Origin of the sequence: Bordetella sputigena, assembly GCF_965137885.1 — a bacterium.
Taxonomy (GTDB): domain Bacteria; phylum Pseudomonadota; class Gammaproteobacteria; order Burkholderiales; family Burkholderiaceae_B; genus Bordetella_C; species Bordetella_C sputigena.
Window position 1 is genome coordinate 170,353 of record NZ_CBCSCA010000001.1, and the last position, 23,590, is coordinate 193,942.

Sequence of the window (23,590 nt, forward strand, 5' to 3'; positions counted from 1 at the left end):
TATTTTGACGTAAGTCACTGAACCATAACGATATTTTAGACCTCCACGTTGTCCTCGCGCGACGGCTTCTGAAATACCGTTGTCATGTTCTTTGAATCGCACCCAGAATCATGAAAAGCCTTTAACAAAAAACTTTTCATGAGCACACTTCTTCCCGAGTGGTCCTGCAGGACCACCGCAGGTCAGGACGTCGTGTTGGTTCTTGCCGAGAAGGTCGGCGCCGGCCATGATCGTGAAGTCTGGCGGCACCCCTTGAATCGCGCGCTGGGAGTCAAGGTGGCGAAGCCCGAACATGAGCGGGCACAGAACGACATCGACCTGCACTACAGCGCCCATCTGGAACGGCTGGGCGTGAGAGGCCCGCATCTGCCGCGCGTGCACGGCTGGGTGCAGACCAATCGCGGCCTCGGCCTGGTGGTGGATCTCGTGCAGCGACCGGACGGCACCCCCTGTCCCACCTTGTCGCAGGCATTGTGCAGCGGCATGATCAACGAGATGGAAGCCGTCGGCCTGGTCTATGAAGCCTGTGACTGGCTGACGCGCAATGGCGTGATCCTGGCCGACTATGGCGTCGACAACTTCCTGGTGCGTGAGTCATCGGCGGAGGGACGCACCTATCTGGTGTTCGTCGATGGCCTGGGCACGCGGCACTTCGATTTCAAATACTGGGCGCGCTGTACGTTCACGCCGCTGGAGCATTGGACCGCGCGGCACAAGGCCCGGACTTTCCGGGACAGGACGCTGGACATGCTGCGCGACCGTTCAAGCCGGCTCTGGGCCCCCCAGAAAAAGCAGTGCATGCCGGCTTGATTCTTCCAGGCTGACGCCGGTATGGCAGAAAAGGGTGGCGGCGAGCCGGCCGCGCCTGACCTGATCCAGATACATGTCGTACATGGACGCGATGGCCTCGCGCGACATTTCCTGTTTGCGCTGGTGGATGATTTCCGGCGGGCAGGATGCGATGACCAGCCGCTGGGGACGAGGCGCCAGCGCGCTGCACAAGGCGTAGGCCGCGATGCGCCGGAAGGGTTGCTGGCTGCCTACGCGGACGTTACGCACGAAGTAATCGTAGAAATAGCGGTCCAGGACCAATGGGCGGCGCCATCCGGTACACAGGCTCGTCAGTGAAAACGTGGCCCATGCCACCGGTAGAATCAGCCACAGCCGCTTTTCATCGCGTATGTTGCGCGGCTCGCTTCCCCAGTAGAACAGCGGCTTGCGGAACAGGCGCTTGAAGCGCTTGAAACTGAAGCGCGCGCCTTGAGGCGCCGATTGGATGCGTTCGATCAATGCGCTCTTGCCGCTGCCGTCCGGTCCGACCACGGCGGTGGTACCCCAGGAAGGCCAGTGCAGGGCACGGCGCAGGTGCCAGGCCAGGCGCTTGAGCGCGATCCTGGCCGGCGGTATGACGGCGATGTCGTGTTCGAGCAGATAGGCCGTTGCCGTATGGTGCGCCGCGTCCAGTTCCAACGTGCCCGCGAGCAAGCCGCGCATGGCGGTGCCGAGCCCCGGGATGTCCACGGTGCGCTCGGCGAAATAGGCCAGGCGGTCGCGTACCAGCGGCGTGTCCAGCTTCTTGCGCTTGTGATGTAGATGCAGCAGGAACAGGGCGGCCAGGAGTGCTCCGCGATCCTTATCGTCCAGTCGTGCGTAGGTGGCGTAGTCGACGCCGGCGCGGCTCAATGGGCCGACGTCGCCGCGGGTGCGCAATTCCGCATGGGGCCAGAATTCCAGGATGACGCGGCGCCCATCGTCGTGCAGGAGCTCGGCCTGTCGCTTGAACGGCGCCGACTGCCGCAGGATGAAGCTGACGCCGGTTTGCTGGCACAGGTGGAATAGCGCCGCGAGGATTTCGTCGAAGCGCGCGTCGTCGATCAGGAAATCGAAGTCGCCCTGGAATATTCCATCGCCGTCGATGTCGCGCGGCCGCAGCATGACGCAGGGGATGCGGCCGGTCCGGGCTAGTTCGATGAAGGCGCGCAGTGCCCGCGCGCACTGGGACGGCTCCGGAATGCGGGATGAATCCATGGATGTGCGCCCACCCCGCCGCGTCGTGTTGCACGCCGTGGATGTCGGTCGCGGAAGTGTTTTTATGCGCGCTAGTGTCGATTCCGGCGCGTCGAATTTTCATCAAATTCCGGTTTCACGCGGTGTCGTGCCGTCGATGCCGCGGCCCCTGGCGGCGCGGCGCGCGCCCACGCAGGCGGCGGTCGCCAGGGCGCCGCAGGCGACGACGGTGCCGGCCAGCGTCTGCGTCCAGCCGACCAGCAGCATGCCGGCGCCTATCATCAGGTAATACGCCAGGCCGAACCATGCGCCCGCCGCGCCCAGCCGGCCGCGGTAAGCATCCAGCGCCTGTCCCAGGACATTGGGTATCGCCATGCCGAAGGCCATTACGACGACCAGCATGGATGCCAGGAACCACGGTGTGTCCTGCGTGAACAGGAGCGATAACCCGGCGCCCAAGGTAAGGAGGGCCGCCCGCGCGGTCAGGCTGGCGCCCGGCACGCCTATCGTGAGCAGTCTCTTGTTCAACCATGCGCCCATGCAACTGCCCATGGCAAGGGCGATGCCGCTGTAGCCGTAAAGCGACGTGCTCATATGCTGCCGTTCGAAGATGAACGGACCCAGCGCGTAGTAGCTGTACAGCGCGACATTGAACGCCGCGACCAGCGTGGCGGACCGCCAGATCGCCGCGTCGAGCGCCATGGCCAGGCATAGCGGCCCGCGGGAGCCGGATGCCTGGGTCGACGTTCGCGCCGGTCGCGACCGCGCCGGAAAGGCGGAACGGGACCGGGTCTCCGGCAATGACACCGCCGTCCAGGCGAGCAGGGCCATGGAAAGTGCGAGCAGGGACAGTGTCGTGCCCTTGTAGCCGAACTGCCGCACGATCCAGGTCCCGACGTACAGTCCGATCGCGGGACTGACCGCCAACGCCATGCCGACCGTGGAGAAGATCCGTGCCAGTTCGGCGCCGCTGTAGCGGTCCCGCAATAGCGTCTGGGTGACGACCGAACCGACGGCCGCGCCCGAGGCAGCCAGCGCTTGCGCGACCAGCAGGCCGCTGAAGCTGGCCACCAGCGTGGCCATGACGCAAGCGGCCGCGTATAACGCCAGGCCGCACAGCATCGCGGGACGTCGGCCCATGCGGTCGCAGGCCCAGCCCCAGCCGGCGACGCCGAGCGCGAAGAATAGGAAGAACACCGTGAGGGCCTGCGAGGCGATTTCCGGCGCGACGGAGAAAGCGCGCGTGAAGTCGGCGATGGCGGGGCTGTAGAGCGTCTGGGCGAACTGGGGGAACATCAGCAGGCAGATGCTCAATGGCAAAAAGGCGGTATGCCGTGACGATGAGAGGGTGGGCCGCATGACGGGGAAAGCCTTGAAAACCGTCATTGTCCCGATGGCGCGCGTGTCCGGTCACAAGCAGTTGGACAGGAAACATCGGAAATCGGACAATCCCGTGCCATGGCATGGCTGCGCGCGACTCACGCTTTCGATCCCGACGCCTATCCGGCGGAGGTGCTCGGGCTCGCCGCTACGCTGGCGGAACACGATTCCGGCCGTCATGTCCATCAACGTGGGCAGCTGCTGTATGCGCGCCAGGGCTGCATACGCATCACGCTGGCGGACCGGCTGTGCCTGTTGCCGCCTTCACGCGCGGCATGGATACCCGGCGGCACGCCACACCGGGCGATGATGCGCACGGTGGTCGACTATCGGTCGCTGTATTTCCGCCCCGACCTGGCCGCGCGGTTGCCGGCCGAGATACGCATCATCGAGGTCAGTCCGCTGTTGCAGGCGGTGCTCGAACCCATCGCGGTGGCGAGCTTCAGGCAGATATGGACCAAAGGCCGTTATGTGCATCTGCTGGGTCTATGCATGGACGAGATCGTACGCGCGCGTACGGAGCCCATGTTGCTGCCGCTGCCCAGCGACCGCCGCTTGTCACGGCTGACCGCCCACCCCGAGCGCATGCCGCCGGAACTCGCGGTGCTGGAAGCCAGGGTCGGCGCGAGCGGGAAGACCATCACGCGGATCTTCCAGAAGCAGACCGGCATGGGGTATCAGCAATGGCGGCAGCAGTGGCGGCTGATGCGGGCGATAGAGTTGCTGGCGATAGGCCACGGCATCTCCTATGTCGCGGCGGAACTGCGGTTCTCCAGCGATAGCGCGTTCATCGCCTTCTTCAAAAAAATGCTGGGACAGACCCCGCGCGCGTATCTGCGCGACGCCGCGGCCCAGTCGCGGCCGACGTAAGCGGCCGCCGCCGCGATTGCCGCGGGCGAAGGGCCGTCGAATTTCACGCCGATACAAAAGGTTATGGCGGCAAGGCGATCCGTGCGGCGTTGCTTTTGCTAGCGTGACGATACGCCGCGGGTGTCGTCCTCACGTCGTCATCGCCCCAGTGCGGCCCATATAACGGAGATCAACATGGCCAACCCAGCCAGTACGGACTGCGATATCCATATCCGCATCCTTATCGATGACAACGAGATCCAGGACGGCTCGGTAGCCGGCGTCTATATCGTTGACAACCAGGTCTCCGAAGGGAGCGGCGCGCAGGGGAGCGCGAGCCTGAATACCGTGGCCGATACCAACGACAAGATCTGCTGGCGGGTGGAGCCTTTGAATCCGGCTTCCAAGTCGACATTCCAGATCCAGTCGATCAGCTCGATCCAGGCGTGGGGCTTCACGGGTACGCCCGCGATCGCGCCGGATTCCGACGCGGGGCCGGTGGTCTTTACGGGAATCGCGGAACAGGCGTGCAGCGCCCTAGGCTACACCGTGGACATCTTCGCCCAGCTCGAAAACGGCGACGTCATGACGCTGAGCCCGAAGCCCAGTATTGTGGTGCGGTGATGCGGCGCCACGGGGTTGTGTGCCATCCGCGTGCGGGGCGGCGCCTGGCCTAGCGTTTGGCTGATATCACATCGGAGTGAAATATGGACTCGAAAGCGACAGGCCAGAATTCCAAAGTGAATCCCCTTGCCGTGACGGGCAAAGGCTACGGTCCGGATAATCCGCAGACCGTGATCCGGATTCTCGTCGATACCGCCTATGTGGCATCGGTAGCGCCGGCGTCGAACGGGGTGGTTTCCAACGGCGTATACATGATGGACAACCGTGGCGCGAACGGCAGCAGCGGCGAGGGGGGCTATGAATTGCACACGGTGGCGCGGCTGGAGGATTTCATCGCCTGGACCATCGGGCCGGTCGATTCCACCACGCAGGACACCGTCAAGATCATCGGCTTCGAGGTCCTGGGCGGAAGCGATGTCTTCACCAGCGCCGGCGAGCCGAGAATGCGCGACACCGCTGGCCAGCTCTTCGTTGGACAGATATTGAACGCCAGCTCCTGCACCTACCGGATCAAGGCCTTATTGACGGTCAACGGCTTATCGCAGGAGAACGTGCCGTTCTTCTGGGACCCGTCCATTGCCGTCGATTGAGATGTGATCCTCGTCTATGTAGACCACACGAAACTCGGATGGGGAGAGGACCTTGGACCCGGACCAAAATCAAGATCAGCCGGCGGCCGGCGGCCCGGCTACCGATGCCGGCATCGGTCATTACGTCATAACCGGATTCCCGAAGTATTTCCAGCGTCAGCAGAAGTCCCAGTGGAGCTGGCTGGCGGTAGCAGCGATGATAGGTAACTACAACAACACCGGACCGCTGGGAAAGAATAACAAGGTCCTGCCATGGTCGCAGGGCGACATAATGATCCGTGCCAGAGGGCCCGGCTTCGAAACCGTCGATGTGTCCGGCGCCCCGGAACTGTCCATGCAAGTGACCATGGTCTACGCCAGCTTGAATACGCGGAACCTGAACGTCGCGCAAAGCCTGCCGACCATACGCCAGCAGATCCGGGTGAATGCGCCGGTCGTGGTGGGTTGGGGTGAGCAACGCGCCGGCGACATGTACCAGCCGCGTTATTTTGTCGTCTACGGATACGACGGGCCCAATTATTGGTACGTGGCCGATCCATCCCAAACGAAAGCGAGCCCGCGCGTCCCGCTGCCTATCCCCACAAAGCCAAGGAATGGGAATCCGATAATCACCAAGGTGGTGTATTCCAGGAGCCCGAAACTGCGTATGCAATGACGCGGCAGTGCTGCAGCGGCGCTATTGCACCATCTGGTTGATTTCGATGATGGGCATCATCACCGCCAGTACGATCACCAGCACCACGCCGCCCATGATCAGGATCATCAACGGTTCCAGCAGCGCGGTCATGGCCATGGCGCGACGTTCCAGGTCGGCGGACAGGGTGGCGGCGGCGCGGTCCAGCATGGGCGCGAGTTCGCCGGTGCGTTCGCCGCTGGCGATCAGGTGCACCAGCAGCGGCGGGAAAGTTTTCTGCGTCTGCAGCGAGGCCGCCAGGGCCGCGCCTTGCCGTACCCGATCGGTGGCGTCGGCCACCGCCGCGCGCAAACGGTCATTGGTCAGTGTTTGCGCCGCGGCTTGCAGGGCGCGCAATAGCGAAACGCCGCTGCCGGACAGGATGGCCAGCGTCGACGCGAACCGCGCGGCGTTCATTTCCAGCACGAAGCGGCCGGCCATGGGCAGCCGCAGCATGCGCGCGTGCCAGCGCAGGCGCGCCGGCGCGGCGCGCAGGCTCCAGCGCCATGCGGCGAAGGCGGCGATCGCCACGGTGACGCCGATGGCGCCCCAATCGCGCACGATGTCGCTCAGCGCCACCATGACGCGGGTGATCAGCGGCAACTGCTGATGCGTCTGGTTGAACGCGCCGATGACCTGCGGTACCACGAAGCCCAGCAGGAAGAAGATGATGCCGACCGATACGACGGCGACGATGGCGGGGTAGATGAAGGCGGTCAGCACCTTGCCGCGCAGGGCGTTGCGCTGCTCGACGTAGGTGGCCAGTCGTTCCATGACCAGCGAAAGGTCGCCGGATTCCTCTCCGGCGGCAACGAGCGCGCGATAGATCTCCGGGAAGTCGCGCGGCCGCGACGCCAGCGCGTCGGCCAGGCGATGGCCCGCGCGCACGTCGGCGCGCACGGCGGACAGCGCCTGGGCGACGTGGCGCTTTTCGGCCTGTTCCAGGGTGGCGGTCAATGCGGCGTCCAGCGGCAGCCGTGCGGCCAGCAGGCTGGCGATCTGGCGCGTCAGCCAGGCCAGTTCGACGTCGCTGAGATGCTTGCCCAGCCAGCGCGAAGATCCGGATCGATGGCGGCCGGAGGCGTCGCGCAGGTTCAGCGGCGTCAGCCCTCGCGCGCGCAGGGCGTTGCGCGCGCCGCGCGGCGAGTCGGCGTCTATCATGCCGCGTTCCAGGCGGCCCGTGGCATCGGCGGCTTCGAAGTTGTAGGAGGGCATGGGACGTGACGGTAAGGTGATTTGGGGCAGGCGCGGCGCGCCTCAATCGTCGCGCGTGACGCGCAGGATCTCTTCCGCGGAGGTCTCTCCGGCATCGACCCAGCGCTGGCCGTCCTGGCGCATCGTGCGCATGCCGGCGGCCTCGGCGGCGCGGCGCATGGCCGGTTCGCCGGCGCCGTCATGCATCAGCCGGCGTATTGCTTCGTCGATGACGAACAGCTCGTGGATGCCGGTGCGGCCGCTGTATCCGGTGTGTCCGCATTCGGGGCAGCCCCCGGCGCGCCAGGCCTGGCGGCCATCGGCGGCCGGTTGCCTGCAGTGCGGGCAAAGGCGCCGCACCAGCCGCTGCGCCAGCACGCCCAATAGCGACGAGGACAGCAGGAAAGGTTCGACGCCCATGTCGGTCAGGCGCGTGATCGCCGATATGGAATCGTTGGTGTGCAGCGTGGCCAGCACCAGGTGGCCCGTCAGCGACGCCTGCACGGCGATCTGCGCCGTTTCCAGGTCGCGGATTTCGCCGATCATGACCACGTCCGGGTCCTGGCGCAGGATGGCGCGCAGCGCGGTCGCGAAGCTCAGGTCTATGCGCGCGTTTACCTGCGTCTGCCCGACGCCGGGCAAGTCGTATTCGATGGGATCTTCGACCGTCAGGATGTTGGTGGTGGCGGCATCCAGGCGCGCCAGGGAGGCGTACAGCGTAGTGGTCTTGCCGCTGCCGGTCGGCCCGGTGACCAGCACGATGCCGTGCGGTTGGTGGATCAGCCTGTCCAGCCGTGCCAGCACGGTGGGCGCCATGCCCAGGCTTTCCAGGCGCAGACGGCCGGCTTCCTTGTCCAGCAGGCGCAGCACGGCCCGTTCGCCATGGCCGGTGGGCAGCGTGGACACGCGCACGTCGATGGGCCGCCCGCCGACGCGCAGGGCGATGCGGCCGTCCTGGGGCAGGCGTTTTTCGGCGATGTCCAGATTGGCCATGATCTTGATGCGCGAGATCAGCGCATGATGCAGCGCGCGCCGTGGACTGACGACGTCGCGCAGCGTGCCGTCGACGCGGTAGCGCACCATCGAGTGGGTTTCGAAGGCTTCGATATGGATATCGCTGGCGCCGTCGCGCGCGGCCTGGGTGAAGAGTGCGTTGATCATGCGGATGACGGGCGCGTCGTCCTGGGTGTCGAGCAGGTCCTCGATCTCGGGGATGTCCTGCATCAGGCGATCCAGGTCGATCTCGTTTTCCGAGGCGGCGACCACGCTGGCCGCATCGCCGGCCTGGGCGTAGGCGGCGGCCAGCAGCGTTTCCAGTTCGTCGTCGGCGATCTCGCGTACCTGCGCCAGCGGGTGGTGGCGACGTGCTTCGGCGCGCGCCCAGGCCGGCGTGCGCGGGCTGAACGTCAGTTGCGCGCCTTCCGGGCGTATCGTCAGCAGGGCGCGCTGCGCGCGGGCCCAGGCATAGGGCAGGGGTGTCATCGCGTGGTTTCCAGTGGCGTTACCGTACCGTCTCCGGCTGATAGCCCAGCTTGGTCAGCAGCTCCGCGGCCGCGCCGGCCGTTGCCGGATCGCGCGCGACGCGCGTGCGCACCAGCACGCTCGCGCCGCCGGGCGCCAGCTGGGTATAGGCCTGCAGGCCGGTGCTCGATACCCGTTGCACGATCTGCTGCGCCTGGGCTTGCGAGTCGGCGCGGGCGATCTGCAGTACCAGCGCCTGGCCGCCGTTATCGCCCTTGCCTTTGCCGGCGCCCAACTGGCTGGCGACGGCGGGCAGGCCTTCCATCGACGTCGGGGGCGCCGGCAGGCGCGGCGCCGGCGGATAGACCCGCGTATCGGTGACGGTGGGTGGCGGGTCCTGGCGCAAGGTCTGGTCGGCGCTGCTGGGGCGCAGGTCCAGCGGCCGCGACGACAGGGGCTGGCCGTCCGTGCCGAGCGTGGGAAGCTGCGGCGAATCGACGTCCGGCAGCGGCCAGCTGTGCGGCGTCCGCGCGTTGTCCTGCACCCGGCGCATATAGTCGTAGCGGTCCAGCGTCAGGCGGCGGCTGTCATTCGTGCCGCGCACGATGTGCGGACGCAGGAAAATCATCAGGTTGGTCTTGGTGCGATGCCGGTTGGTATAGCGGAACAGCGAGCCGATGACGGGCAGGTCGCCGAGTATGGGCACCGATTGCGTGCCATCGGAACCTGAGTCTTCCAGCAGACCCCCCAGCACGATGATCTGCCCGTCATCGACCAGCACGCTGGTATCGAGCGCGCGCTTGCGCGTGATGATGCCGGCGGTACTGGTGGTGGTGTTGTCGATGCTGCTGACTTCCTGATATAGGTCGAGCTTGACGGTGCCGCCTTCGGAAATCTGCGGACGCAGCTTCAAGGTCAGGCCGACGTCCTCGCGTTCGATGGTCTGGAAGGGATTGCCCGAGCCGTCGCCGGAGTTGGTCACGTACGAACCGGTCACGAAGGGCACGGTCTGGCCGACGATGATGCTGGCCTGTTCGTTGTCCAGCGTCAGCAGGTTGGGTGTCGACAGGATGTTCGTGCCTTGCTGGCCCTGCATGGCGCGCGCCAGCACGCCCAGATTGATGACCTGGTGCCCGAGGGCGTCCACCGTGCCCTTGACCAGGCCGACGTTCAGGCCGCTGCCCAGTGCGTCCAGCGTGGTCGCGGTGCCGGATGACAGGTTCAGGCCGCTGCCGTTCAGGTTGGTGCCGCCGAATACCGCGCTGCCGTTGCCGTTGAAGCCGTTGCCGCCGAACATCCACTGGATGCCGAACTGGGCGGCATCGTCGCTGGAGACCTCGACGATGAGGCTTTCGACCAGCACCTGGGCGCGGCGCTGGTCGAGCTCGTCGATGACTTCGCGCAGGCTGCGGTAGAGCGGTTCCGGCGCGGAGATGATCAGCGTATTGGTGGTCGGATCGGCGGTGATGGTGGCGCCGTTGACCGAGAACGCATTGCCCTGTGCGTCGCGGTCGCCGTTGTCGCCGTTCTGGCCGAAGCGTTGCGAGGCATTGGCGCCGGTCGCGCCGGTGCCCAGCGCGTTCTGCGTCTGGACCGATTGCGACGGGTTCATCACCGAGGTGCCGCCGCGGAAGGGGTTGCTGCCGTAATCGCTGCCCGATGCGCTGTTGGACGCGCCGGCCGCGCCGCCGCCGCGATTGTCGGACTGGCCGGTCAAGGCGCCACGCAGCACGCCGGCCAGTTTTACCGCCTGTGCGTTGCGCAGGTAGACCACGTGCAGATTGCCGGCGCGGGTTTGCGGATTGTCCAGGCGCATGACCAGTTCACGCGCCAGTTGCGCGCGCGCCGGGTTGGATGCGCGGACCAGGACGCTGTTGCTGCGCGGATCGGCGGCCACGGTGACTTGCTGGCTGGGATCGTTGCCGCCGCGCGTGTCCATCATCCCGCCCACCACCGGCGCGATGTCGGAAGCGATGCCATAGCGTACCGGGATGACGTCGGCCGACAGCGAATCCGGATTGTCGATCTCGGCGATCACCTTGGCGATGCGCGCCATGTTGTCGGCGTAGTCCGTGACGACCAGGGTGTTGTTGTTGGGATAGGCGTTGATCGGATTGTTCGGCGCGATCATCGGCCGCAGCACGGGCAGGAGATTGGTGGCGTTCTCGTACTGCAGGCGGAAGACCCGCGTCACCAGGCCGCCGGACGTCGCGGGCTGGCCGCTTTCGGCGACGGGCACGCCCTGCAGCTTGGCGTCGGCTTCCGGCACGACGCGGCTGACGCCGTTGACGTCGATGACGGCAACGCCCTGCATGCGCAGCGCGCCCAGCAGCATGTCGTAGGCGGTGTTGGGATCCACCGGGCGCTCGGAGACCAGCGTCAGCTGGCCCTTGACGCGCGGATCGACGACGAAGTTGCGGCCGGTGTAGCGGGCCATGGCGCGCACGACGTTGGGCAGGTCGGCATCGACGAAATTGAGCTGCACCGGCTCGGTGTTCTGGCTGCCGGCGCCGTCGGCGGCGATGGCGTTGCCGTCGACTTCCTTGCCGTTGACCTTGACGCGGACGTGCAGCGGCCCCAGGTCGCGCGGGGCCGGTGCGGTGGGCGTATCGGTGCGGCGCGTGCGCGAGGCGCCCATGTCGGGTTGGCTGGCCGCGGCGCTGATCAACGGGCTGTCGGGTACCGGAGGCGGAGCCGCCTGCTTGTCCGGCGCGGCACATCCGCCCAGCGCCAGCAGTGTCGCGAGCGCGGCGGGCGCCAGGCGCCGTGGCGGCCGGGCGGCTGCGTGGCGGATGCGGCGGACAAGGCCGGTGGCGGCGTGGCGCTTGCGGGATACATGAGGGGGATTCATCGAGCGGCTCGGTAATCAGGGAAATCGCAGTTGTGAAACGCCATTGCGGTAGCTGCCCAGCGCGCTCAACAGCGGCTCCAGCGCATCGCGCGTGGCGGTATCGGTGTCCGGCGCGGGGCCGGCCTGGCCAACGAAGCGCCAGCGGCCTGACTGGTCCTGGCCGTGGCCATCGAGGCGCAGGGCGCCGCGCAGGGTGCGGATGCGCAGGTCCGGGCGGCCCTGGGCGTCGGCCGACAGCGATGCCTGGTAGTCGCCCAACGGTTGCACGCGCACCCGCGCAGAGGACGCCTGGGTCCATGTCAGCTGCAGTGGCGATGCGGCGGGAGGCAGGGCGCCCAGTTCCAGGGCGGGCCAGGCCAGCGCAAGCTGGCCGCCGGGCTCCAGGGTGTTCAGCGGCGCGCCGATGGCGGTCAGCGCATCGGCGGGCAGGGTCAATCGTCCCTGGCCCATGCGGATGCCATGTGGTCCGGGCGCCATTTCGACGGGTGTCGCCAGCCAGGGATGGGCGAGCTGCGCGGCGGGGCCGATGCCGGAGACCCAGTGCCAGCGCCAGCTGAAGGGCTCGGGCAGCGTGCGGCGCAGACCGGGCGCGCCGATCGCGACTTGCGCCTGGCCGTTCCAGATGCTGCCCGCGGCGTCGACCACGGTGATGGGGCCATCCGTGGGGAACGCGCGCAGCAGCCAGCGCGCGGGCAGGACGGCCAGCGCCGCGACGAGCGCCACGCAGACCGCGGCGGCGGGCAGCAGCCAGCGGCGGGGCTTCATGAGCGCTCCTTTTTCATCAGCGGCCTTTGCACGGGCGGCCTGTTCATGAGCGGCCGCCATGGTCGGGAGCGCCGCCGTCGCGCAGTTGCAATGAACCGGACACGTGCGCGGGCACGGGCCGCCCGAGCGAGTCGCGCGGCCGCGCCAGCTTGACCTGCGCCAGGCGCAGATGCAGCTGCGCTGGCGCGTGCGCCAGCCAGTCGAACAGCGCCGCCGCCGACACGCCCTCGAAGGCGATACGCCAGCGCTTGCCGTCCTCCAGTCTGTCGACCTGGAGCGTGCCGCCCAGTCCGCCTCGCGCCAGGCTGGCGCGCAGCGCGTCTTCCATATCGTTCGCGGCGATGCGCTTGCCTTGCTCGCGTTTCAGGGCCTGGGCTTCCTGGACCAGCGCGTCGATGGCGGCGGCCTGGGTGCGCAGCCTCGGAAGCTCATCCTGCCATTGGGCGATATCGCGCAATGCCGGCCGCAACGCGATCGTGAACAGCAGCGCGGCGACGATGACGCCGGCCAGGGCACGTACCAGGCGTCGTTCGCGCGTGCTGAGTCGGGTCCAGTATGACGCTGCGTGCTGGCGCGCGGCCTGCCCGCGCGCCAGCAGCGCGGGCGGCAGCGTCGGGCGGGGCAGGGTCCGCACGCGTGCCTTCATGGCTGGCGCTCCGGTGCGATGCGGATGCCGTCGCCGTTGGCGCCGGCGCCGGTCAGGCGTGTGGGGGCCAGCTTCCAGCCTGTCTTGGTGGCTTCCAGCGTCAGGCCCATCGCGGTGGCCTGGCGCTGCGGCGCCCCGTTGGCGGCGGGCGGCGCGCGTCCGTTGTCGTCGACGTCGATGGCGAGCACGCCGTCCTGATACGACAGCGTGGCCAGTTGCAGCGTGCCGGCGGGCAGCAGTGTGGCCGCGGCCAGCGCCAGCGGCATGAAGTCGTCGTCGCTGGCCGCGCCGCGCGCCGCGCGCAGGGCGTCTACCCGCTGCTGCGCCTGTTTGAGCGGATCGATGATGACGGGAAGGTCCGGGAATGCGCTGGCCACGCGGCTATTCATTGCCTGCCGCAGCGCGGCGCCTTCGCCGGCCAGTTGCGCGGCATGGATGTTCAGGCCGCCCAGCCAGACGGCCAGCGCGCCGGCGGTCCACATCAACGGCACGCGCCAGCGCTGGCCGCCGCGCACGGCGGGACGCAGTTCGGGCAACGCGAGCGACCAGGCGGGCGACGGCTGGCGCCAGCGCGCGTCGGCGGGCAGGCACAGCGGAGCGGCGCTCACCGGCTCCGTGCCACGCGGTGTCGCCTCCCTCGCGGCCGCCGGGTCGCCTTGCGCCGCACGTGCACGCGACGGCGATACGTCGCCATGCGCGGTGGCTGCCGGGGAAGGCATGGGGGCGTCATCGGCCATAACCGCGGGCGCCACGACGTTCGTGGGATAAAGCGCCGCCACATCGAAGCCCGCTTCCGCCAGCACGGCCCAGCCGCGCGCCAGCGTCGCGCGGTCCGTCCAGGCCACCGGCGCCTGGCCCGCGCTATCGCGCGGACCGAAGGCGATCGCCAGGTCATCGGTCGGAGACAGCGTCAGCGGTTCGACTTGCGCGACCGCCGCGGCCCGCAGGCGATCGCCCCGCAGCGGCGGCAGCGCGATGCAGGTATCGACCGTATCGAGGGGGTGAAGCACCGCCTCGACACGTGCGGCTGGCGTAACGACGGCGATTTCGCGCAAGGGCAGTTCGCCTTCGCGCAGGATGCGGCGATCGCGGTCCAGCAGGACGAAGGCGACAGGCGTCTCGGCGTTCAGCGTGCGCAGCGGCGGCAGGGCCAGGCGCAGGGCGGTCTTCAATTCATTTCCCTTATCCAGACGACACGGGTGGCCTGGCTTTCATCGCGGCGCAGCAGCGCGCGCATCGCCACCGTGGCGCTGCCCAGGCGTACCACGCCGGTCACACCGAACCATTGGCTGCCGGTCTCCACGCTATCGTCGGCCAGCTTGATGTCGGGGTTCGCCAACCGGTTCACGAAGTCCGCTTCGTCGTTGAAGTAGCGGCCGCGCTCGCGGTCCGCCACCAAGGCCATGGCATGGCCCAGCGACAGCGGTCCGATCAGGGCATGCAGCACTTCCGGCGGCGCGGTATTGACGTTCACCGCGGTGCGGGCGGGCAGGATGGTGACGCAGCAGCGCAGGCGATCCACCGCCTGCTGATCCAGTCTGGCGATGCCGCGCAGGTCATCCACCGATTGCAGGCCGGGCGATCGCTGGGAGCCCGCGACGCCGGCCGCCGACGTGTTGCCCGCGCCGCCTCGATCATCGGTGCCGTTCCCGCCGTCGGGACCGTCCGTTCCGTCAGCGCCGCCCGGCAAGGCCTGGCTGAGCGCGATACGGCGAGCGATCAGGGGCGCGGCGGAAGCCTGCAGGTCGAGGGCCTGCAGCAGTCGTTCGAGCACCGCGACCTGGCGCGGGTCGACCCGTCCCGAGCGCGCCAGGTTCCACAGGTTGTACTTGCCCTGCTCGTCGTCGATGCGCCCGGAAAACAACGCGGCGTCCGCCTGGTCGTCCTGGCTGACCCGCAGGTCGACGATGGGAGTGGCCCACAGCTGGTCCGGGCGTGTGGTCGGACTGCGCTTGCCGTCGGTGTGCAGCGTGAGACGGGCCCAGTCCATGCCCCCCATCAACAGCCAGTGCGCCTGCGTGCGCGCTTTTTCGCTTTGCAGGATGCGCGTGTAGGTGGTCTGGCCGTCCAGCATGGTGGTGGCGATGACGGCGGCCGCGGCCACCACCAGCAGCGCCGCGATGACGGCCATGCCTTGCTGCCTGGCGCGTTGCATGCGCTTCATGGCAGGGCCACCACGCGGCGATACGTTTGCGTCGTGCCCGGCGCGGCGCCGGCCAGGCGCAGCACGAAGGCCAGTGCCGTGACCGCCGCCGTCGATTGCCTGGCGGGCAAGGCGGTCCAGCCACGTCCGGGGATCCAGGCTTCCAGGCCGAAGGCGACCACGCCGTCCAGTACGTCCGCGCCGGCGCCCGGACGGGGCAGCGGGAAGCTGTCGCCGCCGTTGCCGCTGGCGCGCCGCAGGGTGTCGCCGTCGCGCCACCAGCGCACGCGCTGCCATCGGCCGGCCGGCGCGGGTCCGCGCACGATCTCCACCTCCTGCGCGCCGGACGCCGTGTCGATGCTGATGGCGGCGGGCAGTGCCTGCCTGGCGGTGGCGTTAGCGATGCCGCCGTTCAATACCGCGTCGGGCGCGCGCATGCGCACGTCCTGTTGCAGCTGGCCGAGCACGCGCAGCAAGGCGTCGTCGCGGTCCGATTCGCGCTGCATGTGGTCGCGCGCGCGGACCACGCTGTCCAGGCCGCGCCACGACATCACGCTGACGATGGCCATCAGCGCCACGGCCACCAGCACCTCGATCAGCGTGAAGCCGCGTTGGCGCCGCGCGCGCGTTGCGCGCGTGCTCCGCGCTGTTCGTGTGGCGCGTCGTTCAAGAGGCCCCCGCGTCCGCGGCGATATTGCGCGCGTCCTCCACGCCTTCGACGCCATGTTCTTCATCATGGCTGCGCGACCGCCAACCCGCGTAGTTCCGACAACAGGTTTTTGTCGGCGCCCATCACGCGCACCGTGACCTGGCGAAAGCCGCGATTGGACGTCGCCTCGATGGAGATGTCGCAGGTCAGCGCCAGCGGGCCTTGCGGACAAGGCTCGCTGCTGCGGCCCAGCGGCGGATAGAGGCGCTGGGCGCGCAGTTGGGCCAGCGTGTTTTCCGCCGACACCAGCGCCAGCGCGCGCTCGCGCAGCGCCGCCTGGCTCGTCGCCATCTGTCCCGCGGCGCGTACGCAGGCGCCCAGCGCGATGGCGATGATGACCAGCGCCACCAGGACTTCCAGCAGCGAAAACCCTTGCTGTTGGCCGCGTTTGTTCATGGATGCGTCGCATAGCGCCCGGCGGCGTCGCGCACGATGTCGATGCGCCGGAAATCGTCGCCGAGCTCGACCCGCATGGGCGGCTCGATCCATTCGGGCGTGAAGACGGCGGCGGCGTGATCGCCCGCCGCGGCCGGATCTTCGGCGTCGGCGGCTACCCCGGCGGATGTACCGCCGCTATAGACCCGCACGCGTACGTGGCCGGCTTCCCATCGTCGCGGGCGCAACGATTCGTCCTGCTGGAATTCATCCAGCCGCGGCGATTCGGTTATGGAGGCGCGTGCAACGGCGGGCGTGGCGCCGCCCGCATCGCCAACCTGCCACACCGGGCCGCGCATGAAGCGGTAGCCGTTTTCATCGGCGCGCCAGGTGATGGCGCGGCCGCCCGCGCGGGCCTCGGCCTGCGCCTGGGCGAACAGCAACTCCAGCCGACGGGCGTCGCGCGCCAGCGGCTGGTCGCCACGGCGCGGCATGGCCAGGCTGATGCCGGCCGTCATGATGGCGATGATGGCCACCACCACCAGCATTTCAATCAGGCTGAAGCCGGCCTGGCGTTGACGTTGCCGGCGCGGCGAGCCGTCAAAGGCTCCAGGATCCGATGTCCGCATCGCTGTCTTCGCCGCCGGGTTTGTTATCGGCACCCAGGGAAAACACGTCGATCTCGCCTTTGACGCCGGGGTTCAGGTACTGATAGGGATGACCCCAGGGATCATTGGGCAAGCGGTCCAGATAGCTGTGCCAGCCTGACAGCTTTTCATCGGACGGCTGCCGGACGAGGGCCTGCAGGCCTTGCTGTGCGCTGGGGTAGTGGCCGTTGTCCAGTCGATACAGCTTGAGTGCCTGATAGAGGCTGGAGATGTCCTGCCGCGCGGCGACGACGCGCGCCTGGTCGGGACGCCGCAGCAGGTTCGGGACGACCAGGCCGGCCAGGATCCCCATGATGACGACGACGACCATGATCTCGATGAGCGAGAAGCCGTGCTGGCGGGACGGGTGGCCGCGGCGCATGGGACGGCGGGTCCGTGGCGCGGGGGGGCGGTGGGAGCAAGGTTTCATGGGCTTCATCGTCATTCGCCGACGCGCTGTGCGCTGGCCGGGACGCTGCTTACCTTGCGTCTGGCTGTCACGACAATTGAGGTGATCTGTCATATGCGGGAACCTATAATCTACGGTCCTAGTTACAGCTATATGTCGACGGACGGTCGGCCTTGTAAACGTTCCCATGCCGCAACGCTTCGATTCCGCTCGGTTGGCGCAAGGCGCCGCGATTCTGGCGCTGGCCGCGGGCGTGGGCACCTGGGGGGCGATCCTGCTGGCGCCGCGCGCGCCGAGCCTGCCGCCGCTGCTGGTGCCGCAGGCGCGGGCCGCGGGGGATACGACGGCGCTTGCGCGCTGGTTCGGGACGTCGGCGGCGCCGGTGAAGGTGACGGTGCTGGGCCTGATAGCGGCGGGCGATCGCGGTGCCGCCATCCTGGCCATCGATGGGGCGGCGCCGCGCGCCTATCGTGTGGGGCAGGTGATCGCCGATGGGGTGACGTTGGCGAAAGTCGAGTCCGCGGGCGTGGTGCTCGATCAGAGCGGGACGGCGATACGGGTCGGCGTGGCTGCGTTGCCGGAACTGAAGACATCGGGATTTGTGCCGGTTCGGTGATGGCGTGGCGGGGTGGGAGCGGGCCGCGTATTGGCCCGCGCGGCGGCCGGATTCAATCGCTGCCCGGCGTGGGATCCTCGCGTGTGGCGCGCAGCTTCTTCCACAGCGTTGTTCTGGATATGCCCAGCCGCTTCGCCGCCAGGCCCATGTGGCCGCCGGATTCCGACAACGCATGCTGGATGGCGCGCATTTCGGCACCGAGGCGAGCAGCCCCCAGGTCCGACGTATCGGAGAGCCGCCGTTCAGGGAACAGGTCGGCCGCGGAAAGCATGGTGCTTTCCGCCATGACGATCGCACGCGCAATCCTGTTTTTCAGCTCGCGGATATTGCCGGGCCAGTCGTATCCGCTCAGCGCCGGCATTGCGTCGGGCTGGAACTGGAAGTCCGGCGCGCCCTGTTCCTTCAGTATCTGGCGTGCCAGCAGCGGGATCGCGGCTCGCCGCTGCCTCAGCGCGGGCAGCTCGAGCGTGGTGACGGCCAGCCGGTAGAACAGATCGGCGCGGAAGCTTCCCTGCGCCAGTCCCGCGTCCAGGTCGTTGCAGGTGCTGGCGAGAATGCGGCAATCGGCGCGGCGGTTCGCTGAATCGCCCAAAGGGCGGTATTCCCCGGTTTCGAGTACGCGCAGCAGCATGGCCTGCGCTTTTGGCGTGAGATCCGCTACCTCGTCCAGGTAAAGCGTGCCGCCGGCGGCTTGCGAGAACAGGCCTTCCCTGGCGGCGCACGCGCCGCTGAACGCGCCTTTGACATGGCCGAACAACAGGCTTTCAAGCAGCTCCGTCGCCAGCGTGGCGCAGTTGACCGTGACGAAGGGACCCGCGGAAACCGGCGAGCGCGCATGGCTATACCTGGCGGCGCGGTCCTTGCCCGTGCCGGTCTCGCCCCGGAAGAGGATGGGCAGGGCGCTGGCGGCCAGCCGCTCCAACGCTTGCGCCAGCGGGTAGGTAGCCTCTTCCAGGGAGAATGGATTGTCCAGAATGTCGAAGATGCCGGCGGCGGGCGCGGCGTCCAGGACCGCCCGCACGCGCGCGATCAGGGCGTCGGTATCGTAGGGCTTCGTCAAATAGTCGTTCGCGCCGGCCGACACCAGGCGCACTGCCTGGGCAATATCGCCGTATGCGGTCGCGAACACAACCGTCGTGCGCGCGAGGTACGGGATAAGCCGTCGGTACAAGTCCTCGCCCGATCCGTCCGGAAGCCGGATGTCCGCAAGCAGGAAAGCGGGGCGTATGCGCGTCCGGCGAAACATCTCCACGGCCTGGGCGCAGCTCTCCACCCATTGCGCGGAGATGCCTTCAAGCCGCAGGCGTTGCAAGAGCGCGCCCCCGAGCAGCGTGTCGTCTTCAATGATCAGCACCTGGATGTCGTTCAAGACAAGTCTCCGGGCGGTGTAAATGGAAGGCGGATCGAGACGCGCGTGCCGTGGCCGTGGCGGGCCACGCGCAACCGGCCGTTCATGGTGGTGATAAGGTCCGCGACGACGCTCAGTCCCAGGCCATCGCCATCCGGCCGCGCGCCCGCCAGGGCCCTGCGCGCCTCGACCGGCAGGCCGCTTCCGGCGTCCGCCACGTGCAGCATCAATGCGTTGCCACGCGCGCGGGCGAAGATCGAGACCCGCGTGTCGGATGGCGATGCGTCGATGGCATTCAGCACGAGATTCAGCAGGAGCTGCCGGACATGGGCAGCATGCAGCCGCAGCGCTTGCGAGCCCATGCCATCGCAGTGCAATTCCACGTGGATACGGCGCTTGCCGGCCTGCGCGCTTACCATGAGGAGGATGTCGGAGATGTCGGTCTTATGCAGCAGCGCGGTGCCTGGCCGGAAGGTACGCAGGCTGGCGTCCACCAGGGCCTGCAGCGTATCGACGCCGCGTTCGATGAAGTCCAGCGACTCTTCCCTCGCATCGCGACGATCGCCGAACTGCCGCAGCGTTTGTACCGCGGTGCGAAGTCCGCCGAGCGGATTACGGACCTCGTGGGCCAGCGCGGCGGACATGCGGCCCAGGACAGCCTCGCGTTCAATGCGTGCGTGCCTTTCCGCCAGCGCTTCACGCTGGCTGGCGCTCTCCGCCATCCAGTTGTATGCCGCGATCAATTCGGCCAGTTCCGGGTCCGACGTGCGTGCGGTCATCGCGCGCGGACGCTCCGTCCGCGCCGCGCGCAGGGCCTGCGTCAGGGAAATAATCGGCTGCTGCAGCCGTTTCGCCATGCCGTAGCAGATGATCGCGCCAAGCACGCTTATCGCCATGCCGACCGAGGCCAGTTCGAGAGCCAGTCCGGCGCGTTGACGCAGGATGTCGCTGACATCGAGATTGGCGATCAACGTGCCGAGCTCAGGTCGTCCGGCATCCAGCAAGCGCCAGGTCCACACCCCTTCGGAATGGAAATCGACCAACATCCCCGATTCCTTCCGCACGGATGCCAGGGGAACCGCCTCGACTTCCGGATAGCGCGCGACGTGGGCGAGCAGGCGCTGGTCCGCGCCCACGACGGCGAGCGTCCTGTCCACGACGCCCAGATGGGTATCCAGCGCGCGATTCAGCACCTCGACCATTTGTTCGCCATCGTTGGCTCGCGCCGCCGGCAGGATCGCGGCGGACAGTCCGTCCAGGTAAACCTGGCCCAGTTTGTCGATCTGCCGGTCGAACTGATGCGACACGCCGTGCAGCGCGAGCGAAATGAGCGCGGCCGAAATGACGAAAAGGAGCAGAGAAACCGCAAGCGGAATCCGTGCGGTGAGGGACAGGCGGAACATGACGAACCGATGCGGCGGAGAAAGGGCGATTATGCCGTCCATGGCGGCCACGCCCTTGCAGCATTTGGCAAGCGCCGACCTGCGCGGAAAAACCCGTGCCAACCCTGCCATCCTTGATGCGCCGCCAGGAGAAATCAGCGCCGCGCGGCACGGGAGTTCACATTGTTGAACATCGCGGCGTTCGCGTTGTTCACTCCGCGCATCTGTACGACCTGGCCACGCACCGCGTTATGGCGCGGTATGGGTCGGAGCGGACTGCATCACGGCACCGGCGTGAATGCGATGATCGCGATATCGTGATCCAGGTAGATACGGTAGTTGCGCGACACGGCCACCGGCGGGTCCCGCGGGATATCCGGCGGCGTGGCCATTTCATGCTTGAGTTCGACGCCGAAGTTGCGTAGCTCATCATCGGCCCATCCCCAGCCCTGTGTCAGGTATACGGGAACCAGCGCGCCGATCAGGGGATACTTGCCAATAGTGCGCTGGAGCAGCACAGCGTGCCCCAGTCTGCCCTTCAGCATATAGCCCGTCAGGGCATGCTGCCCGGCGATCCGGTAGAGATCGTCGGAAATCTGGGCCGCGATGCGATTCTCGAAGTCCTTTTGCTGCTTGAGCGACTGTCCGTACACAAAGCAGAACAGGAACAAGCCGTATACGGATACCGCCAATGCGGCGACCTGCCACGCGGCGGCCAGGCGGACGCGTTGCAGGACGGTCCACAGCAGCAGCAGTCCCGCGGCGCCCAATGCGCCGAGTCCGACGGCGACGCGGGGCGCGAATACCGGCGCTTCCAGCGCCAGCATCGGTCCCCAGGGCGCGAGCACGAATGCCAGCGGCAGCAGTATCACGCTGGCGGACATGGCGATTCTGGCCGGTATCGATGCGCGGCTCCATCCCACTACGAGGTAGCGGACGCTCCAGCCTATCGCGGCCAGCATGCCGGCTCCGGCGCTCCACCACAGCGGTTTGGTCCAGAGGCCCGGCAGCAGGTTCAAGGCGTATCGCCAGAACGCGACCAGGTTGCTTTGCACCGTGCCGGGAAGCGCGCCCATTGTCGCGATCGCGCCGTGGGCGGTTGCATAGTGGCCCCTCACCGTGCCGGCGATCACGATCGTATAGGCCAGCAAGGCGGCCGCCAGCTGGGCGCCGCGGATGGCCAAGGTCCCGAACAATGCTCTGGGCGACGGCAGGTCGCGGTGGGCAAGCGCAAATTCGGCGAAGACGAAAACGAGGAATACGTTGAGCGTGGGCTGATAAAGGCATAGAGCGGCCAGCAAGGCCACCGACCCCAGTACGCGGCCCCAGCGGGTCATGGGTATGGTGGTGACCGCCATGCAGGACAGGGCGGTCGCCAGCGTCATCGGAAGCACGTCGAACTTGTACGACAGGTTTTCCAGAAAGAAAGGGTTGGCGACGAGAGGGGCCAGGATCAGCGGCGCCCGCCAGGTGCCGGGTATGTCGAACCTTTTGGCGACGGTCACCGCAAGGTAGGCCAGCAGCAAGGCAGCAAGCAGTTGAGGCAGCGGAGTAAGGTCGGAAATGGGGGTGCCCAGGTTCAGGGTTTCGACCAGCACATTGGCCAGCGGCCTGCCGTCCGTGGTCCAACCCAGATAGCCCGTCCTGGCGCGGCCCAGATCGTCGATGTAGAAGCGGTCGGCGTGCAGTATGGGGTAGAAGATGGCCAGGCCGTACAGCAGCAATGCCGCAATGAAGACCTTCTGGCGGGATGTAGGGGTGGCGTCGGGGTGCATGCTGCCTGCGAACGATGGATTGCGACATGTCGCGAAACGGCAGCAATTAAAGCAGGTCGGACGCCGGTCGGGCAGAGATATCCGACGCTTGCTTTCGATCCGCTTTCTTGGCGGCGTCGCCGGCTGCGTCGGCCGGTCCGGTCCCCGGGCAAAGGGTAGACCCGGAGCCGGCGGCCCATTGTGAAAACGAGAATGCAATAATACAATCATCGTCTAATACGATAAGTAAACGCCGGCAGCACCAAAGGCAATGGAGCGGACATGGGAAGACTTCAGGGCAAGGTTGCGGTTGTGACGGGGGCGGCGGGGGGCATAGGCCGGGCGATATCGCAGGCTTACGCGCGCGAAGGCGCCCGCGTCGGCATGCTGGACTACAACGCCGAACTATTGGCACAGGCCGTGGCGGAAACGCCGGGCGGCGAGGCGCTGGTCTGCAATGTGGCGGACCGCGCCGCCGTGCTAAGCGCCATCGGCGGATACGCGCAGCGCCAGGGCGGCCTGGATGTGCTGGTGAACAATGCCGCCTATTTTCATTACGGCCCCCTGGTCGACATGCCGGAGGACATCGTCGACAGGATGCTGGACGTAGGCCTGAAAGGGGCTTTCTGGAGCCTGCAGGCCGCGACGCCGCATCTGATCGCCCGCGGCGGCGGCGCCGTGATCAATCTGTCTTCGGTGGCGGTCTCCATCGCCATCAAGCATGCCGCCGTGTACAGCTCCATCAAGGGCGCCCTGGACACGCTCACGCGCCAGCAGGCGGTGGAACTGGGCGGCTACGGCATCCGCGTCAACGCCCTGGCCCCCGGGCCGGTCGTCACGCCCGGTGCCAGTTCCGTCATCGATGCGCAGGGCTGGGAAACCCGTCGGCAGAAGACGCCGCTGAAGCGCCTGCCCACCGGTCCGGAAATCGCCGCCGCCGCGGTATTCCTGGCGTCGGAGGAAAGCGCCACGGTGGCGGGCGTCACGCTGAAGGTGGATGGCGCGCTGACGATAAGCGGCTATTGACCGGGGCCGTCGGCCGGGCCAGTCCAGGCCGGACCCATCCAGGCCGGACCGATCCAGGCCGAACCGGTACAGCGTTACGAGGTTGCGGGACTTCGGCGCCACGATAAGAACGCGGAGGCACAACGACCGGCCGGCGAACCG

23 protein-coding genes are annotated in these 23,590 nt (G+C 67.5%); 7 read left to right on the top strand and 16 right to left on the bottom strand.

What is annotated here, in order from left to right; genetic code table 11:
* Positions 1–138: 138 nt before the first annotated feature.
* Positions 139–810 carry a YrbL family protein gene (locus tag ACNA0R_RS00820; RefSeq protein ID WP_415823978.1) on the top strand — a complete coding sequence of 224 codons (672 nt, stop codon included), beginning with the start codon at positions 139–141 and terminating at the stop codon, positions 808–810.
* Here ACNA0R_RS00820 and ACNA0R_RS00825 read toward each other — a convergent pair.
* On the bottom strand, positions 763–2,028 hold the full coding sequence (locus ACNA0R_RS00825; protein WP_415823979.1) for a hypothetical protein: 1,266 nt from the start codon (positions 2,026–2,028) through the stop codon (positions 763–765). The two genes, ACNA0R_RS00820 and ACNA0R_RS00825, sit on opposite strands and share 48 nt — an antisense overlap.
* 102 nt (positions 2,029–2,130) lie before the next feature.
* Positions 2,131–3,366, bottom strand: a complete 1,236-nt coding sequence (locus tag ACNA0R_RS00830) for an MFS transporter (RefSeq protein ID WP_415823980.1) — start codon at positions 3,364–3,366, stop codon at positions 2,131–2,133.
* A 99-nt stretch (positions 3,367–3,465) separates the two neighbouring features.
* Between ACNA0R_RS00830 and ACNA0R_RS00835 the strand changes: the two genes are divergently transcribed.
* The 4 genes from ACNA0R_RS00835 (at position 3,466) to ACNA0R_RS00850 (ending at position 6,105) form a co-directional block, all read left to right on the top strand.
* Positions 3,466–4,257, top strand: coding sequence for an AraC family transcriptional regulator (locus ACNA0R_RS00835; protein ID WP_415823982.1), 792 nt, complete (start codon positions 3,466–3,468; stop codon positions 4,255–4,257).
* Positions 4,258–4,431: 174 nt separating this feature from the next.
* Positions 4,432–4,860 carry a hypothetical protein gene (locus ACNA0R_RS00840; RefSeq protein ID WP_415823983.1) on the top strand — a complete coding sequence of 143 codons (429 nt, stop codon included), beginning with the start codon at positions 4,432–4,434 and terminating at the stop codon, positions 4,858–4,860.
* An 83-nt stretch (positions 4,861–4,943) separates the two neighbouring features.
* Positions 4,944–5,450, top strand: coding sequence for a hypothetical protein (locus ACNA0R_RS00845; RefSeq protein ID WP_415823984.1), 507 nt, complete (start codon positions 4,944–4,946; stop codon positions 5,448–5,450).
* 52 nt (positions 5,451–5,502) lie between these two features.
* The gene (locus ACNA0R_RS00850; protein ID WP_415823985.1) at positions 5,503–6,105 is read left to right on the top strand and encodes a hypothetical protein; all 603 of its coding nucleotides are present in this window, start codon (positions 5,503–5,505) and stop codon (positions 6,103–6,105) included.
* Positions 6,106–6,126: 21 nt separating this feature from the next.
* Here the strand turns inward: ACNA0R_RS00850 and gspF are convergent, their stop codons facing one another.
* From gspF to gspG, 11 genes are read right to left on the bottom strand one after another with little or no spacing between them, the layout of a single operon-like run.
* Entirely contained in the window at positions 6,127–7,338 is a 1,212-nt protein-coding gene (gspF, locus tag ACNA0R_RS00855) for a type II secretion system inner membrane protein GspF (protein WP_415823986.1), read from the bottom strand.
* A gap of 42 nt (positions 7,339–7,380) precedes the next feature.
* Positions 7,381–8,799 carry a type II secretion system ATPase GspE gene (gspE, locus tag ACNA0R_RS00860; RefSeq protein WP_415823987.1) on the bottom strand — a complete coding sequence of 473 codons (1,419 nt, stop codon included), beginning with the start codon at positions 8,797–8,799 and terminating at the stop codon, positions 7,381–7,383.
* Positions 8,800–8,818: 19 nt separating this feature from the next.
* A complete protein-coding gene (gene gspD / locus ACNA0R_RS00865; protein WP_415823988.1) occupies positions 8,819–11,629 on the bottom strand; it encodes a type II secretion system secretin GspD in 2,811 nt (936 codons plus the stop codon).
* Between the two features lie 15 nt (positions 11,630–11,644).
* A complete protein-coding gene (gene gspN, locus ACNA0R_RS00870; RefSeq protein ID WP_415823989.1) occupies positions 11,645–12,394 on the bottom strand; it encodes a type II secretion system protein N in 750 nt (249 codons plus the stop codon).
* A gap of 43 nt (positions 12,395–12,437) precedes the next feature.
* Positions 12,438–13,040: a type II secretion system protein GspM gene (gspM, locus tag ACNA0R_RS00875; RefSeq protein ID WP_415823990.1), complete on the bottom strand. Its 603-nt coding sequence runs from the start codon at positions 13,038–13,040 to the stop codon at positions 12,438–12,440.
* Complete coding sequence (gspL, locus tag ACNA0R_RS00880; protein WP_415823991.1) at positions 13,037–14,212, bottom strand: type II secretion system protein GspL; 1,176 nt, start codon at positions 14,210–14,212, stop codon at positions 13,037–13,039. Before gspL ends, gspM begins: the two co-directional genes overlap by 4 nt.
* Positions 14,209–15,204 carry a type II secretion system minor pseudopilin GspK gene (gene gspK / locus ACNA0R_RS00885; protein ID WP_415823992.1) on the bottom strand — a complete coding sequence of 332 codons (996 nt, stop codon included), beginning with the start codon at positions 15,202–15,204 and terminating at the stop codon, positions 14,209–14,211. The genes gspL and gspK overlap by 4 nt, the downstream gene beginning before the upstream one ends.
* Entirely contained in the window at positions 15,201–15,920 is a 720-nt protein-coding gene (locus tag ACNA0R_RS00890) for a PulJ/GspJ family protein (RefSeq protein ID WP_415823993.1), read from the bottom strand. Before ACNA0R_RS00890 ends, gspK begins: the two co-directional genes overlap by 4 nt.
* Positions 15,917–16,288: a type II secretion system minor pseudopilin GspI gene (gene gspI, locus ACNA0R_RS00895; RefSeq protein ID WP_415823994.1), complete on the bottom strand. Its 372-nt coding sequence runs from the start codon at positions 16,286–16,288 to the stop codon at positions 15,917–15,919. Before gspI ends, ACNA0R_RS00890 begins: the two co-directional genes overlap by 4 nt.
* Positions 16,285–16,896 (bottom strand): prepilin-type N-terminal cleavage/methylation domain-containing protein, encoded by a 612-nt coding sequence (locus ACNA0R_RS00900; protein WP_415823995.1) that lies wholly within the window; start codon positions 16,894–16,896, stop codon positions 16,285–16,287. The genes gspI and ACNA0R_RS00900 overlap by 4 nt, the downstream gene beginning before the upstream one ends.
* Positions 16,868–17,296, bottom strand: coding sequence for a type II secretion system major pseudopilin GspG (gene gspG, locus ACNA0R_RS00905; protein WP_415824448.1), 429 nt, complete (start codon positions 17,294–17,296; stop codon positions 16,868–16,870). Before gspG ends, ACNA0R_RS00900 begins: the two co-directional genes overlap by 29 nt.
* A gap of 214 nt (positions 17,297–17,510) precedes the next feature.
* On the opposite strand from gspG, the gene ACNA0R_RS00910 reads away from it, so the two are divergent.
* Positions 17,511–17,939, top strand: coding sequence for a hypothetical protein (locus ACNA0R_RS00910; RefSeq protein ID WP_415823996.1), 429 nt, complete (start codon positions 17,511–17,513; stop codon positions 17,937–17,939).
* A gap of 52 nt (positions 17,940–17,991) precedes the next feature.
* On the opposite strand, the gene ACNA0R_RS00915 is transcribed toward ACNA0R_RS00910, so the two are convergent.
* From ACNA0R_RS00915 to ACNA0R_RS00925, 3 genes are all read right to left on the bottom strand, one after another.
* Complete coding sequence (locus tag ACNA0R_RS00915; RefSeq protein WP_415823997.1) at positions 17,992–19,308, bottom strand: sigma-54-dependent transcriptional regulator; 1,317 nt, start codon at positions 19,306–19,308, stop codon at positions 17,992–17,994.
* Positions 19,305–20,732 carry a sensor histidine kinase gene (locus tag ACNA0R_RS00920; protein WP_415823998.1) on the bottom strand — a complete coding sequence of 476 codons (1,428 nt, stop codon included), beginning with the start codon at positions 20,730–20,732 and terminating at the stop codon, positions 19,305–19,307. Before ACNA0R_RS00920 ends, ACNA0R_RS00915 begins: the two co-directional genes overlap by 4 nt.
* A gap of 218 nt (positions 20,733–20,950) precedes the next feature.
* Positions 20,951–22,444, bottom strand: a complete 1,494-nt coding sequence (locus ACNA0R_RS00925; RefSeq protein ID WP_415823999.1) for a glucosyltransferase domain-containing protein — start codon at positions 22,442–22,444, stop codon at positions 20,951–20,953.
* A 261-nt stretch (positions 22,445–22,705) separates the two neighbouring features.
* Between ACNA0R_RS00925 and ACNA0R_RS00930 the strand changes: the two genes are divergently transcribed.
* A complete protein-coding gene (locus ACNA0R_RS00930; protein ID WP_415824000.1) occupies positions 22,706–23,449 on the top strand; it encodes an SDR family NAD(P)-dependent oxidoreductase in 744 nt (247 codons plus the stop codon).
* Positions 23,450–23,590 lie beyond the last annotated feature (141 nt).

Excerpts from the sequence above, each read along its gene's own strand:
- ACNA0R_RS00930 (WP_415824000.1), top strand. The coding sequence starts at position 22,706 with ATGGGAAGACTTCAGGGCAAGGTTGCGGTTGTGACGGGGGCGGCGGGG.
- gspI (WP_415823994.1), bottom strand. The coding sequence starts at position 16,288 with ATGAACAAACGCGGCCAACAGCAAGGGTTTTCGCTGCTGGAAGTCCTG.
- ACNA0R_RS00925 (WP_415823999.1), bottom strand. The coding sequence starts at position 22,444 with ATGCACCCCGACGCCACCCCTACATCCCGCCAGAAGGTCTTCATTGCG.
- ACNA0R_RS00900 (WP_415823995.1), bottom strand. The coding sequence starts at position 16,896 with ATGCGGACATCGGATCCTGGAGCCTTTGACGGCTCGCCGCGCCGGCAA.
- gspE (WP_415823987.1), bottom strand. The coding sequence starts at position 8,799 with ATGACACCCCTGCCCTATGCCTGGGCCCGCGCGCAGCGCGCCCTGCTG.
- gspG (WP_415824448.1), bottom strand. The coding sequence starts at position 17,296 with ATGCGCCGCGGCCACCCGTCCCGCCAGCACGGCTTCTCGCTCATCGAG.
- ACNA0R_RS00825 (WP_415823979.1), bottom strand. The coding sequence starts at position 2,028 with ATGGATTCATCCCGCATTCCGGAGCCGTCCCAGTGCGCGCGGGCACTG.
- ACNA0R_RS00890 (WP_415823993.1), bottom strand. The coding sequence starts at position 15,920 with ATGATGAAGAACATGGCGTCGAAGGCGTGGAGGACGCGCGCAATATCG.
- gspF (WP_415823986.1), bottom strand. The coding sequence starts at position 7,338 with ATGCCCTCCTACAACTTCGAAGCCGCCGATGCCACGGGCCGCCTGGAA.
- gspK (WP_415823992.1), bottom strand. The coding sequence starts at position 15,204 with ATGAAGCGCATGCAACGCGCCAGGCAGCAAGGCATGGCCGTCATCGCG.
- gspM (WP_415823990.1), bottom strand. The coding sequence starts at position 13,040 with ATGAAGGCACGCGTGCGGACCCTGCCCCGCCCGACGCTGCCGCCCGCG.
- gspN (WP_415823989.1), bottom strand. The coding sequence starts at position 12,394 with ATGAAGCCCCGCCGCTGGCTGCTGCCCGCCGCCGCGGTCTGCGTGGCG.
- ACNA0R_RS00835 (WP_415823982.1), top strand. The coding sequence starts at position 3,466 with ATGGCATGGCTGCGCGCGACTCACGCTTTCGATCCCGACGCCTATCCG.
- ACNA0R_RS00840 (WP_415823983.1), top strand. The coding sequence starts at position 4,432 with ATGGCCAACCCAGCCAGTACGGACTGCGATATCCATATCCGCATCCTT.
- ACNA0R_RS00845 (WP_415823984.1), top strand. The coding sequence starts at position 4,944 with ATGGACTCGAAAGCGACAGGCCAGAATTCCAAAGTGAATCCCCTTGCC.
- ACNA0R_RS00910 (WP_415823996.1), top strand. The coding sequence starts at position 17,511 with ATGCCGCAACGCTTCGATTCCGCTCGGTTGGCGCAAGGCGCCGCGATT.
- ACNA0R_RS00830 (WP_415823980.1), bottom strand. The coding sequence starts at position 3,366 with ATGCGGCCCACCCTCTCATCGTCACGGCATACCGCCTTTTTGCCATTG.
- gspD (WP_415823988.1), bottom strand. The coding sequence starts at position 11,629 with ATGAATCCCCCTCATGTATCCCGCAAGCGCCACGCCGCCACCGGCCTT.
- ACNA0R_RS00920 (WP_415823998.1), bottom strand. The coding sequence starts at position 20,732 with ATGGACGGCATAATCGCCCTTTCTCCGCCGCATCGGTTCGTCATGTTC.
- ACNA0R_RS00820 (WP_415823978.1), top strand. The coding sequence starts at position 139 with ATGAGCACACTTCTTCCCGAGTGGTCCTGCAGGACCACCGCAGGTCAG.